Origin of the sequence: Acinetobacter sp. A3, assembly GCF_012371415.1 — a bacterium.
Lineage (GTDB): Bacteria > Pseudomonadota > Gammaproteobacteria > Pseudomonadales > Moraxellaceae > Acinetobacter.
The window spans coordinates 1-13,997 of record NZ_JAAZQW010000025.1; the positions used below are offsets into that span (position 1 = coordinate 1).

Here is a 13,997-nt window from a genome sequence, read left to right on the forward strand (position 1 = left end):
AAACAAGGTGGCTTAACTAGAGCGGAATATCACTTATAAATACGCTTTTAGTTGTTCAAACAAGTGGGACCACCTCTATTATTTGGCGTCGGAACAGTTTTTGCAAAAGTGGCAGGAGCGGAATTATCTACATGATCAATCTATTGTTCGGGAAATTTCTCAATTCGGTTTCTTAACAGATATTCAACGTTCGCATCGGGTTGCCGACTGGGCGTATAAGCAGGCAATAGAGAATGAGTATTTAGTCTGGCTGGGTGGAAAAGATAAACAGATATTAGTTTCTCCCATATCTGGAGTATTTTGATATCTTTGTTTTTCTGTAGTGCAGATTACTGGAGTAGGCTGCTATAAAATTTAGATCATGTATCTGTCTAGCGCTTGAATTGATAGATTACATCGCTTGAGCACGACAATTCATGTCCTTTTCCACCTTTTTACTGCTGCATGATTTAGAATTTTAGGTAAAATCATTTAATTAATGATTCACTTAATTGGACTTCTATAAAAATGACCCAGGTGCAACTGCAACAATTACAAAAACAACTTTGGAATATTGCCAATACTTTGCGTGGCACCATGGGCGCCGATGAATTCCGTGATTACATTCTGGGTTTTATTTTCTTTAAATATTTATCGGAAAAGTCGGTTAATTTTGCTAATGAATTGCTGGATGGCGAAGAAGTCAGCTTTCTTGAGCTGGATGAAAACAATCCTGAGCATGTACCGTACATCGAAGAAATTAAAAAGAATGCCATTGCCGAAGTGGGTTATGCGCTTACACCCAAACAGCTATTCCATACCTTAGCCGAGCGTGGTCGTCAGGGCGAATTCATTTTGGATGATTTAACTGCGACCTTAAAATCAATTGAACAAAGTACTTTAGGCACTGACTCTGCCGATGACTTTGCCAACCTGTTTGAAGATATGGATCTGAATTCGACTAAACTCGGTAATAACGCCAGTGACCGTAATGCACTGGTGGCGAAAGTCCTGAGTCATTTAGATGATATTGATTTTGATATTTCCAATACCGAAGCCGATGTACTGGGTGATGCCTACGAATACCTGATTGGCGAGTTTGCATCGGGTGCCGGCAAGAAAGCCGGCGAGTTCTATACCCCGCAAACCGTATCGACTTTACTGGCGAAGATTGTCACCCAAGGAAAAGAGCGTTTACGTTCAGTCTATGACCCGACTTGCGGTTCGGGTTCGTTGTTGCTTCGGGTAAAACGTGAAGTAAAAGATGTCGACATGATTTACGGTCAGGAGATGAACCGTACCACCTACAACTTGGCACGCATGAACATGATTCTGCATGATGTGCATTTTGCCAAGTTCGACATCAAGCAGGAAAATACTTTAACCCGCCCGCAGCATTTAGATAAAAAGTTTGATGCGGTGGTGGCGAATCCGCCATTTTCGGCAAAATGGTCTGCTGATCCGTTATTTTTACAAGATGAACGTTTTGCTGCGTATGGCAAACTGGCGCCAAGTTCTAAAGCCGATATGGCTTTTGTACAGCACATGCTGTATCAACTCGATGACAACGGCACTATGGCGGTGGTGTTACCGCATGGCGTCTTGTTCCGTGGTTCGAGCGAGGGCGTGATTCGTCAGTATTTGATTGAACAGTTGAACGTGGTGGATGCGATTATTGGTCTACCCGCCAATATATTCTATGGCACGTCTATTCCGACCTGTATTTTGGTGTTGAAGAAAAACCGTGAGCAGAGCGGCAATATTCTGTTTATTGATGCCAGCAATGATTTTGAAAAGCAGAAGAACCAAAACAAGTTATTGCCTGAGCATTTGGATAAGATTGTTGCGGCATTTGAAAAGCGTGAAAATATTGAAAAATATGCGCATGTGGCGACTTTGCAAGAAGTCAAAGATAACGATTACAATCTGAATATTCCGCGTTATGTGGATACCTTTGAAGCGGAAGCCGAGATTGATTTAGATGCGATTGCAAAACAGCTTCAAGCTTTGGAAGTTGAGAGCCAAAAGACTGATGCCGTGATTAATGGTTTCTGTGCCGAGCTAGGCATTGTTTCGCCTTTTGCGGAGGTGAAGTGATGTCTGTACCTAAGTTACGTTTTAAAGAATTTGAAAATGACTGGATCAATACTAAAGTTAAGGATTTAGGTGAGTTTAGCAGTGGAGGAACTCCTTCAAAAGATATTCATGATTATTGGAATGGGAACATTCCTTGGATATCTAGTTCTGATTTAAATGAAGAGAGTATCTTCGATATACGTATAAATCGCTTTATTTCAGAAGATGCTATAAAAAATAGTGCTACTAAAAAGATACCTAAGAATAGTATTTTATTAGTATCTCGTGTTGGTGTTGGAAAAGTTGCTCTTACAAACCAAGAATTATGTACAAGTCAAGATTTTACAGCTCTCACACCTAAAAAAGATTATGCTCTTTTTATTGCATATTTAATGAAAAATATCACCCCAAGATTGTTAGATTTAAATCAAGGGACGTCTATTAAAGGATTTGTTAGAGAAGATCTAATATCTTTACCTATTAGCCTTCCATCCAAAGCAGAACAAACCAAAATCGCCTCTTTTCTATCGAACGTGGATGAAAAGATCAGCCAACTCACGCAAAAACATGAGCTGCTGAGCCAATATAAACAAGGCATGATGCAAAAGCTGTTTAGCCAGCAGATTCGTTTTAAAGCGGATGATGGGAGTGAGTTTGGGGAGTGGGAGGAGATTCAGTTAAGAGATGTAGCTGAGCGAGTGACTAGAAAAAATAAAGAAGACAATCAGAATGCTTTAACAATCTCAGCTCAAATGGGTTTAGTTAATCAACAGGATTATTTCAGTAAACAAATTGCATCACGAGATTTAAGTAAGTATTACTTACTTCATAAAGGAGAATTTGCTTATAACAAAAGTTATTCAGCAGGTTATCCAATGGGTGCAATTAAACGTTTGAAGCTATATGAGAAAGGAGTTGTATCAACACTCTATATTTGTTTTGCACTAAATGATCAGTTGAATGCTAACTTCTTTGAGCAATATGTAGAAAGTGGGGCGTTAGTACCTGAACTTGAAAAAATTGCTCAAGAAGGTGCGAGAAATCATGGTTTATTAAATATTAGTCTTCAGGAATTCTTTGAAGTAGTTATTTTAAAGCCTTGCCTAGAAGAACAAACCAAAATCGCTAATTTCTTATCGAGTATCGACCAAAAAATTGAAGTGGTGGCACAGCAAATTGAACAAGCGAAAACTTGGAAAAAAGGCTTGTTGCAGCAGATGTTTGTGTGAATTTTAAACTTTAGAGTTTTTTAATTTTTTTGTATGGGTGTGGAATGTTGGACTGGCAAAAGTGGAAATATGAAAATAGAGACAAGATTAAGCATATTGTTGGGTATGAAGAAAAATTTGTAGATGAAATCTTAAGTCAAATTCCAGAAATCTCCCCCGATGATGTTATCGCTCAGTATCCGTTTAAAGATAATAAATCTGGTAATCGGTATATTGATTTCATGATCGTTAATAAAAGCAAAGGTTATCAATTGCCAATTGAGTTGGACGGTTACGCAAAAATCAATAATAAGGGGTATGAAAAGTTTAATGACTTTCTCGAGCGTCAGAATGATTTAATTCAACAATTTGGAATTGTCTTACGCTATACCAATAAAAAAGCATTTCAACAACAGCAACAAGTGATCCTTGAGATTCGTAAAGCATTACAAGCTCAAGTGAGCCATCAAATTACTGAACAATCTAAACAAAAACAGATTCAAGTTCTAATCGCTGAACAAGAAGCTAAAATAGCCGATTTAGAAAAACAGCTAACTACAAATAATTCACTAAATCATTCAGATGTTTCAAATGAGCTAAGCAATGTAAGAAAAGGTATAGATGTATTTAAACAAAATCATTTACAAGAACTACAAAATGTACAAAAAGAACTTTCAGAGATGAAAGGAAGGCAAACACAAGAGCTTGGCTCAGTTAAAAATGAAATCAAAAAACAGATTTATATCGGAGTAGGTCTTGTTGCCTCTATTGCGCTAGGCGCAGTGTTATATATAAAATCGACCTCACAATCTGCTGAGAATATACCCATAACACAGCAAGTTTCACCTAGTTATCTTTCATCAGATGTTCAGGCAGATCAAAATTCCACTTCAAGTGCGAATCATATTCAATCTATTCAAGCTAGTATGTATATTGGTCAAAATAGAATAGTATGCGGTAAGGTAGCCCAATTAAAAGAGTTCTCAAAAGGGGTGTATTTGAACTTTGATCAACCTTATCCAAAAGCAACTTTTACAGTAGTCATTTGGAATAATAACTCTCATATCAGCAATCAACTGCGAAATGTAGAAAATAATACACTCTGTGTGAAAGGGATGATCGAGGAGTACAAAGGCAAGCCTCAGATGATTCTAGGCTCATTGGATCAAATCGTGTAAAGAGATATTTAATGATTGATTTCATACTTTTTTTGGCTGGCTTAGTTGCTATCGGGATTGTTTTAAGTATTTGTAATTTCTTTTCAGAAACCTATCAGGAGATGAAAGCAAAAGAGCGATATGATCTTGAACAAAAGAAAAAACAAGATGAGTTTGCGCTAGAAGCACAGAGGAAGCAGGTTGAACAAGAATTAGAGTTTAGAAAGCAAGCGGGTCTTGATCCTATATACCAAGAACAGACTCGCAAGAATAAACAATATAAGGCTGTAATTGTTGGCTTGATTGGTTTGATAATTTTTATTGGTGGCTATATTTTATTTTCAAACAATGAATCTGTAGTTGCTAGAGAAGATCACATACTTCTTAACGCAGAAGAAATAGCAGATGCCTCACGACAATTGCCAGTGGACAGTCAACAAAATCAACACTTGCCAGAAAGATTTATACCATCGAATGTGCATGAGCAACAAATAGAAACTGATACAGCATCAACTACTAAACCAATTGATCAACCTAAAATTGAAGAGCCAAGACAGGTTGTTTTAAATCCATTTGAAGGCAATATAGACGATACAAATTTATCGACATCTGGTCAGATTTCAGTATATGAAGCAGATGCACATATTGGAGAAAGTACGACTGTGTGTGGTGAAGTGAGTCAAATTTCACAAACATCAAAAGCAACGTATATAAATTTTGGAGGTATATATCCAAAACATAAATTCAGTGCAGTGATTTGGTCAAACAACATCATGCCGACATCAGAGGGTAGCAATATTTGTATCACTGGCTTAATCGAAAGCTATAAAGGTGTTCCTCAAATTGTGATTCGCTCTGTTGAAAATCAGATTTCAAGCTATTAAATACTTAAGGTGTTCCCTATGCTAAAAAAAATATTAATTACTTCTTTGTTGTCTATGGCGAGCTTAAATGCTTTTTCGCAGGAAATTAAAATTGAGGCAATTAAAGCTCCATTCCATGTTGGTAAGACCGTGATGGCATGTGGGCAGTTAGCTGAGATTAAGCATTTAGAAAATCGGCATTATTTAAATCTTGATCGAATGTATCCGAATCAAACGTTGACGCTTTTAGTTTGGGACAATAACTACAAATGGTTTGAAGAGCGCTTCGGTCGTATTGATAGCATGGTAGGTAAGCGTTTCTGTGCTCGAGGAACAATTGAAGAATATAAAAACAATTTGCAAATGAAGGTGAATAATCCTCAGTTTTTGAGATTAATGCACTGATTCTTTAAAAGTTTTCTATGTGGTATTCCTCTTATCAAGTCTTTAAATGAGATTAATGAAAAATATGCGTTGCACAGATTTTGTTTAAATAGAGTCTAAAATTTGATAAATAGCTAAAACTATGCTTAGTTATTGTATTGGTTAAGTTGTTGTTAAATATTGATTTAAAGTGATGGTGAAATGACAGTACAAAGCGAATATCAACTTGAAAATGAACTGATCGGTCAACTGCAACAATTAGGTTATGCCTCAGTCACGCTCAAGGATGAAAGCCAGCTACTGTCTAACCTCAAAACCCAAGTCGAACGCGCCAATGGACTTGCGCCCCTGTCAGAAACGGAATGGAAACAGGTCATTAGTTTTTTAAATACCGGAACAGTATTTGAACGGGCCAAAAATCTGCGTGATCTATTTCCAGTCAAATTTGATGATGGTACCAGTAAACACCTTTTTTTCCTGTCCGATGACCCAAGCAAAAATATCTATCAGGTCACCAACCAGATCACCATTGATCACCGTGACTATAATGGCAGAACCAGCCGTTTTGATGTCACACTCTTGGTTAATGGTTTGCCTTTGGTACAGATCGAGCTAAAAAAACGCGGCATGGAAATCGCCGAAGCTTTTAATCAAACGCAACGCTATATTCGTGAAGCCTATTGGGCAGGGCAAGGGCTGTTTGGTTTTATTCAGCTGTTTGTCATTAGTAATGGTGCCAATACCCGTTATTACTCCAACGGCACCACAGGCATCGAGTTTGCCTTTCCTTGGGCGGATGTCCATAACAAACACATCAATGAAATTGTCGACTTTGCCGAAGCATTTTTAAATCAGCAGCATCTAACCCAAATGCTGACCCAGTACATGGTACTGCTGGAAACCACCAAAAGCCTGATGGTACTGCGTCCCTATCAGATTTATGCAGTACAGAAAATTGTGCAGCATGTGCAAAACTCCGATCAGAACGGCTATATCTGGCATACCACCGGTTCAGGCAAAACCCTGACCTCATTTAAAGCCAGTCAGATCATCATGCAAATGCCTGATGTGGAAAAAGTTCTGTTTGTGGTCGATCGTAACGACCTCGATACGCAAACCTCACGCGAATTTAATGCTTTTAAAGCCGACAGCGTCGACAGCACAGATAACACATCGACCTTGGTAAAACAGCTCGATCAACGTCATGACAAACTGATTGTGACCACCATTCAAAAACTCAATCGGGCCATCAGCACCGACCGTTATTTAGAATCGATTGATTATCTTAAAAATAAAAAAGTAGTCTTTATTTTTGATGAATGTCATCGCAGTCAATTTGGTGAGACCCATCAAAACATCAAAAAATTCTTCAGCAATGCACAAATGTTTGGTTTTACCGGTACGCCTATTTTTGAAAAGAACAGCCAAAGCAAAGCAGGTTTAAAACTCACCACAGACTATCTGTTTAATGAGTGTTTGCATAAATACGTGATTGTCGATGCCATCCGTGACCGTAACGTCCTGCAGTTCCAGATTGATTATCGTGGCAAATACACCGCCAAAGGCATGGCGACTAATGAAAGTTATGAGGAAGATGTAGAAGGCATCGATACCAAAGAACTGTATGACAATCCGCAACGCCTTGAAATGATTGCCCGCTACATTGTCAATATTCACGATACCAAAACTCGTAATCGCGAATTTACCGCAATGTTCTGTGTTAGTTCGGTCGAAACACTGACCCAATATTACGACCTCTTTGAAAAGGTGCAGGCTGAAAAGCAAATTGAAGATGAAGCACAAGGTCGGATATTTAAGCCTTTGACCATTGCCACCATCTTTTCCTACGCTGCAAATGAGGCTGTACCGACTGATGACTTAAATGGCTTGATTCATGAAGAAGCCGCAGATATTCCAAGTCAGGTCAACTCATCCAGTCGGGATAAGCTAGATCGCTACATTGCCAATTACAACCGACAGTTCAAAACTAACTACAATTCAGGTGATCAATTTTATGCATACTACCGCGACATTGCACAGCGCGTAAAAAACAGACAGATTGATATTCTAATTGTGGTCAATATGTTCCTCACGGGCTTTGACTCCAAGCCGCTAAATACCTTGTATGTTGATAAGAACCTAAAATATCATGGCTTGATTCAAGCATTCTCACGTACCAACCGTGTCTACAATGATAAAAAACCATTTGGCAATATCATCTGTTTCCGCAATCTGAAACGCGCTACAGATGAGGCGCTGGCACTATTTTCCAATAAAGAAACGACCAAGATCGTCCTTGTTCCCAGCTATGCAGAAATTGAACAGGATTACCAAGCAGCGGTGAGCAAACTGTTTGCCTTAACGCCCAATTACCAATCAGTCGATGATCTTGTTACTGAAGAACAGCAACTGGAATTTATTAAAGCTTTCCGTGAGGTGATGCGCTACAACGCTCAATTACAAACTTTTATTGAGTACGATCAAGACCAAACACAACTGGATAAGCAGCACTTTGCGAACTTCGCCTCTAAGTATGCTGACCTATGCCGTGCCGTTAGAAAGACCACCAAGAAAGAAAAAGTATCGGTATTGGATGATGTCGATTTTCAGCTGGATTTACTGCACAGTGACCGCATCAATGTTGGATATATCATCAACCTCCTACAACTGGTCGTCGATACCGACTCAGAGGAAAAGCGTCAGAAGTACCAAGCGCAAATTTACGATCTAATCAGTAGTGATATTAGCTTGCACGATAAGCAAGACCTCATTCAAAAATTCATTGAAGAAAACATGCCGAAGATGATCAATGGTCAAAGCGTACAAGATGCCTTTGCACAATTTTGGGATATCGAAAAAGAACAGGCTTACCAGCAGCTTTGTGAACAGGAAAATCTAAAGCCTGAAGCGATGAAAGAAGTACTCGATCACTATGAATATACGCATCGTTTGCCACGTAAAGAAGAGTTGAAAGACTTACCGAACTATAAAGTAAAACTTTTTGAACGGGATAATGTCTTCACTAACTTGCTGGTCAAGACACGGCAGTTGATTGAGAAGTTTTATGTGGGGTTTTAAATTGCTAAAGAAGTAAGGCACTTGGTGGTGCTTTATATCTTTGGGTGGATGCATTTGTTTTAACCTTTCTAAGCCGGTAGTAGAGAACGGTTGCCAATAGTTCCATGAACAATATTTTTGATCAAAACGGCCACCATCTTCATTCCGCCATTGTTTTAGCATCGCAATAATTTCGGAGTTATAAATACAACTCACGGGTATCGATTTGATCATTTGAAACTTAAAGTGGAACAAATGAAATAGATCAACAAGGGGTAAATAAGGGTAATCACTTTATTAAATTTATAAGAAATTTTAATGGGTTAAATTATGAATTATACTGCCACCATCTCAATTTCGCTCTTATCAACTTATTGACTTTTATTAAGAGAAATACAATTAAAAAAGTCCTTAAGATATTCAGTTTGTTAGATGAGGGATGTTCCTAATGTGAGTTGAGAATCCGAAAAGAAGCTTTAGCTTCTTAATTTAATTGACACCGTTTCAGAAATACCTAAATGGGAGGTTTTTGATTGATTCAGGAGCTTTTCTTATTTATTGGTACTTGTAGTTAATCATATATTCCATATTGCGTATATTCGAATATTCATATATAAAAGGCTGTCTGTTTAAGAGATTATACTCATGGATCAAATGCCAAAAGTTCAAATTTACCATAATCCTGCCTGTGGCACGTCTCGTAACACTTTGGCGCTTATTCGCAACACGGGGATCGAACCAGAAGTAATTGAATATCTGATTACGCCACCATCAAAAGATCAGCTGATTAAAATGATTCAGGACTCTGGTTTAAGTGTTCGTGATGTGTTACGCAAAAATGTAGATGCTTATACTGAACTTAATTTAGACGATGCGAACTGGACAAATGAGCAATTGCTTGATGCTATGCTTGAACATCCCATCCTGATTAACCGTCCTTTGGTCGTGACAGATTTGGGCACTCGTTTATGTCGCCCATCTGAAGTAGTGCTAGATATTCTACCTTTGCCGCAATTAAAAGCTTTCGCTAAAGAAGATGGTGAAGTCATCATTGATGAGCAAGGCAGACGCTTAAAATAAAAGGTGAAACCCCTAACGCTGTTGGACTTTGTATCAGTGTAGAGCAGGAGATCTAAATGGAGAACATTGTCGCAATTTTTGCTTGGTTAAATGATGTTCTACTTAAAATGACCTGGCTCTCGGATGGGGTGCGCTGGTTCGTTGAAAATGTGTTTGGTTTATCCGTTGCAACCCGGTTGGGTGGTAGTGTCCATTTCTTTATTTATGATGTATTCAAGATCTTTATTCTGCTTTCAGTGTTGATCTATACATTATCTTATATTCAAAGCTATTTCCCTCCAGAACGTACTCGGCTGATTTTAGGTCGGATGACAGGAATCAAAGCCAATATCATGGGGGCATTACTCGGTACTATTACGCCATTTTGTTCATGTTCTTCGATTCCGTTGTTTATTGGTTTTACCCGTGCAGGACTTCCGGTAGGCGTCACTTTTTCCTTTCTAATTTCATCACCACTTGTTGACTTGGCTTCAATTATTTTATTGGCGAGTATCTTTAACTGGAAAATTGCATTGGTCTATGTGTTACTTGGATTAGTGCTGGCAGTCATCGGCGGGTCATTAATCAGCTACTTGAAAATGGAAAAGTATGTGGCTGAATTTGTGACTCATCATCAAACAATCTCAGGTGACGATGAAGATTTCAGCATGACTGCAAAAGAGCGGCGTACATTTGCTTGGGAACAGGTGACAGACATTTTTAGTAAGGTCTGGCTTTATGTCTTGATAGGTGTCGGGATTGGTGCGGCAATTCATAACTGGATTCCTGAGCAGTGGATTACCGCCTTACTTGGTCAGGAACACTGGTATTCCGTACTGATTGCCACGATTGTCGGAATGCCAATGTATGCGGATATCTTTGGCACCTTGCCGATTGCAGAAGCACTTGTGACTAAAGGCGTTGGCTTGGGGACGGTTTTAGCGTTTATGATGGCGGTCACCGCACTTTCTCTGCCATCGCTAATCTTGTTAAAACAAGTGGTGAAAACCCGTTTATTGAGCTTGTTTGTAGGGATTGTTTTTGTGGGAATCTTGATTGTTGGTTATAGCCTGAATACTTTGGGTTATTGGTTTTTATAAAAAGTGTGGAGAATAAAGATGCAAATTAAAGTTTTAGGAACAGGTTGTCGTAAATGCAAAGCCTTATTGGCTGCAACTGAAGAAGCTGTAAAAAGTACGGGTGTTCAGGCAGAAATTGAATATGTAACTGATATGATGCAAATTGCTGAAACAGGGTTGTTAAGTACGCCAGGTCTGATCATAGATAATCAAATCGTTTCAAGTGGCAAAGTTTTGGAACCACAAGCCATTGTGGAGTTGATTGAAAAAAATAAATAAGTGTATGTGGAAAACTGTAAAAAAGACCTGTGGCATAAGCCACGGGTCTTTTTTATTTGTGTCTTGAGATGTTAAGAAGTTTTAAATTTTTCCCTTTCTGGCAAGCATATACGGATATGGGTATACTTTTATAATGAGTACTCTTTACTGAATATATGGATATGTGTATATTTGCATAATAGAATGGGAGCAGTTATGGACCACGTTCAGTTTTTTAAATGTTTATCTGATGAAACACGTCTCAGTATTGTCATGCTTATCGCAGAAAACGAAGAGCAGTGTGTTTGTGATTTGACAGATAAACTCCAGTTAAGCCAACCAAAAATTTCACGGCATTTAGCCCTGTTAAGATCAAGTGGTTTGCTGAATGACCGTCGGCAAAAGCAGTGGGTGTATTACAGTCTTAACCCAAAACTACCTGAATGGTGCTTTGAAATTCTGAATACACTTAAACGTAGCAATGTTCCCGTGTTATTTGATCCCTCAGCTCTATCGATTCAGAGCCATTGCGAGTAAGTTTTCATGAAATTTTTGTTTCTGTGCACGGGTAATAGTTGTCGCAGTATTCTTTCTGAAGTTCTGTCTAATAGTCGAGCGCCTGAAGGTTGGGTAGCTTATAGCGCTGGAAGTAAACCTTCTGGCCAAGTTCATCCGTTAACCATTCAGACTTTACAGAACCTGGGGTTGTCTACCGAAGGTTTGTCGAGTAAAACGATTGATGCCTGTGAACAGTATCAGCCCGATGTCGTCATCACCGTGTGTGATGCGGCAGCACAAGAAGCTTGTCCATTGTATTTAGGAGGAGCAATCAAAGCACATTGGGGTCTATCAGATCCGTCACATTTAGATTTGCCTGAACAAGAAAAATTACAGGCATTTTTAAGTACTGTAGAACATATCAACAAACGCTTAGATGCACTTTTTGCATTAGATACCCATCACATGAGCCGTCCTCAGCTTATTGCTGAAATTAATCAAATTTCCCATCTTTAAGCGAGCAGATCATGTCTAAACCAGGATTATCCTTTTTGGATCGCAACCTGACGCTATGGATTTTTGTGGCCATGGCACTGGGTGTTGCGATTGGGGTGGTATTTCCACAAGCATCCGTTGCATTGGACGCAATGAGTGTAAATTCAGTCAACTTGCCAATTGCGATTGGTTTGATTTTGATGATGTATCCACCATTAGCCAAAGTAGATTATGCAGCTTTACCCAAAGTATTTCAGGATAAAAAAACATTAGCGCTCTCTCTGATTCAGAACTGGCTGATTGCGCCAGTGCTGATGTTTGTATTGGCGATAGTCTTCCTGAGTGATTACCCAGAATACATGACAGGTCTGATTCTGATTGGCTTGGCGCGTTGTATTGCCATGGTACTGATCTGGAATGGCCTAGCATGCGGGGACAATCAATACGGTGCTGCATTGGTCGCATTTAACAGCATTTTTCAGATTCTGTTCTTTAGCAGTTATGCCTGGTTCTTCCTGACCTATCTGCCGCCATTTTTTGGGATAGAAGGGAATGTCATCAATGTTGATTTCTGGACCATTGCCAATGCTGTCCTTATCTACTTGGGGATTCCATTCCTGATGGGCTTCCTGACGCGTCTATCTTTAGTGAAAGCCAAAGGTCTGGACTGGTATCAGAATCAGTTTCTACCCAAAATTGGTCCACTCAGCTTATTGGCCTTGTTATTCACCATTGTAGCCATGTTTAGCTTGAAAGGCGGTGATGTAGTGAGTTTGCCAATGGATGTGTTGCGGATTGCAATTCCATTGACGCTTTACTTTGTCGTGATGTTCTTTGTCAGCTTTTTCATGAGTAAATGGATGGGGAATGACTATCCCAAAACCACCGCAATTTCGTTTACCGCAGCAGGTAACAACTTTGAATTAGCTTTAGCCGTTGCGATTGCTACCTTTGGTTTGGCTTCACCGATTGCCTTTACCACGATTATTGGCCCATTGGTTGAAGTGCCCGTGCTGATTGCATTGGTTAGCGTAGCTTTATGGCTGAAGAAAAAATATTATCCAAATTCTTAAGAGGCAAAGATGACACTCCCTAATCTTGAATCTGATCTTTTACCGACACCAACTTTTGCGGAAGTGCAGGCTAAAGAGCTGAGTCACCCACCACGTATCTTATTGCTATATGGCTCAAACAGAGAACGTTCATATAGCCGCCTTGCCGTGATGGAAGCTGGGCGAATTCTTGAGCGTTTTGGTTGTGAGGTTAAAATCTTTCATCCCAAAGGTTTACCTTTACCTGAAGATGGTGATCTGGAACATCCAAAGGTTAAAGAGCTGCATGAATTGTTGGCTTGGTCTGAAGGCATGGTTTGGTGTTCGCCTGAGCGGCATGGTTCGATGAGCTCAATCTTCAAAGCACAGATTGATTGGATTCCACTTGCTGCAGGAGCTATTCGTGCTACGCAGGGTAAAACATTGGCTTTGATGCAGGTGAGCGGTGGATCACAGTCATTTAACAGTGTAAACCAGATGCGAATTCTTGGGCGCTGGATGCGGATGATCACGATTCCAAATCAGTCTTCTGTTCCTAAAGCCTTTTTGGAGTTTGATGAGGAAGGACGGATGAAGCCTTCATCGCTATATGATCGTATTGTTGATGTAATGGAAGAGCTATACAAGTTTACTTTGCTGACTCGCGGTCAGAGTGCCTATTTGACCAACCGTTATTCGGAGCGAAAAGAATCGGCTGAAGAACTGTCTAAACGAGTCAATCAGCGTAATCTTTAAAGCTGATTCGTCATGGTGTGAGCAGGGTAACGGATGGCTCGATCGTTTGTTTAATCGTAAGCATCCGCTGAGCCCCACTTTTCTAACTCATTAATAC

The 13,997-nt window shown here is 39.5% G+C and carries 13 protein-coding genes and 1 pseudogene; all 14 read left to right on the top strand.

Translation table 11 applies throughout. From position 1 onward, the window contains the following. Window positions 1-52 precede the first annotated feature (52 nt). Window positions 53-304 (top strand): annotated as a pseudogene (locus HHA42_RS13520) (hypothetical protein); the annotation flags it as partial. Window positions 305-507: 203 nt separating this feature from the next. Continuing rightward, entirely contained in the window at window positions 508-2,076 is a 1,569-nt protein-coding gene (locus HHA42_RS09000) for a type I restriction-modification system subunit M (RefSeq protein WP_168526231.1), read from the top strand. Then, window positions 2,076-3,284, top strand: coding sequence for a restriction endonuclease subunit S (locus tag HHA42_RS09005; RefSeq protein ID WP_168526233.1), 1,209 nt, complete (start codon window positions 2,076-2,078; stop codon window positions 3,282-3,284). Before HHA42_RS09000 ends, HHA42_RS09005 begins: the two co-directional genes overlap by 1 nt. A gap of 44 nt (window positions 3,285-3,328) precedes the next feature. Further along, window positions 3,329-4,441 (top strand): hypothetical protein, encoded by a 1,113-nt coding sequence (locus HHA42_RS09010; protein WP_168526235.1) that lies wholly within the window; start codon window positions 3,329-3,331, stop codon window positions 4,439-4,441. An 11-nt stretch (window positions 4,442-4,452) separates the two neighbouring features. Continuing rightward, the gene (locus tag HHA42_RS09015) at window positions 4,453-5,304 is read left to right on the top strand and encodes a hypothetical protein (RefSeq protein ID WP_168526237.1); all 852 of its coding nucleotides are present in this window, start codon (window positions 4,453-4,455) and stop codon (window positions 5,302-5,304) included. An 18-nt stretch (window positions 5,305-5,322) separates the two neighbouring features. After that, the gene (locus HHA42_RS09020) at window positions 5,323-5,688 is read left to right on the top strand and encodes a hypothetical protein (protein ID WP_228151493.1); all 366 of its coding nucleotides are present in this window, start codon (window positions 5,323-5,325) and stop codon (window positions 5,686-5,688) included. A 180-nt stretch (window positions 5,689-5,868) separates the two neighbouring features. Beyond that, the gene (locus HHA42_RS09025) at window positions 5,869-8,745 is read left to right on the top strand and encodes a type I restriction endonuclease subunit R (protein ID WP_168526239.1); all 2,877 of its coding nucleotides are present in this window, start codon (window positions 5,869-5,871) and stop codon (window positions 8,743-8,745) included. 624 nt (window positions 8,746-9,369) lie between these two features. Continuing rightward, window positions 9,370-9,804: an arsenate reductase (glutaredoxin) gene (gene arsC / locus HHA42_RS09030; protein WP_004988483.1), complete on the top strand. Its 435-nt coding sequence runs from the start codon at window positions 9,370-9,372 to the stop codon at window positions 9,802-9,804. A 56-nt stretch (window positions 9,805-9,860) separates the two neighbouring features. Further along, the gene (locus tag HHA42_RS09035) at window positions 9,861-10,883 is read left to right on the top strand and encodes a permease (protein ID WP_106986396.1); all 1,023 of its coding nucleotides are present in this window, start codon (window positions 9,861-9,863) and stop codon (window positions 10,881-10,883) included. An 18-nt stretch (window positions 10,884-10,901) separates the two neighbouring features. After that, complete coding sequence (locus tag HHA42_RS09040; protein ID WP_004988479.1) at window positions 10,902-11,141, top strand: thioredoxin family protein; 240 nt, start codon at window positions 10,902-10,904, stop codon at window positions 11,139-11,141. Window positions 11,142-11,336: 195 nt separating this feature from the next. Next, entirely contained in the window at window positions 11,337-11,657 is a 321-nt protein-coding gene (locus HHA42_RS09045; RefSeq protein ID WP_168526241.1) for a metalloregulator ArsR/SmtB family transcription factor, read from the top strand. Between the two features lie 6 nt (window positions 11,658-11,663). After that, window positions 11,664-12,134 (top strand): arsenate reductase ArsC, encoded by a 471-nt coding sequence (locus HHA42_RS09050; protein WP_168526243.1) that lies wholly within the window; start codon window positions 11,664-11,666, stop codon window positions 12,132-12,134. A gap of 11 nt (window positions 12,135-12,145) precedes the next feature. Further along, window positions 12,146-13,186, top strand: a complete 1,041-nt coding sequence (arsB, locus tag HHA42_RS09055; protein ID WP_168419506.1) for an ACR3 family arsenite efflux transporter — start codon at window positions 12,146-12,148, stop codon at window positions 13,184-13,186. A 9-nt stretch (window positions 13,187-13,195) separates the two neighbouring features. Further along, the gene (gene arsH, locus HHA42_RS09060) at window positions 13,196-13,900 is read left to right on the top strand and encodes an arsenical resistance protein ArsH (protein WP_106986394.1); all 705 of its coding nucleotides are present in this window, start codon (window positions 13,196-13,198) and stop codon (window positions 13,898-13,900) included. Window positions 13,901-13,997 lie beyond the last annotated feature (97 nt).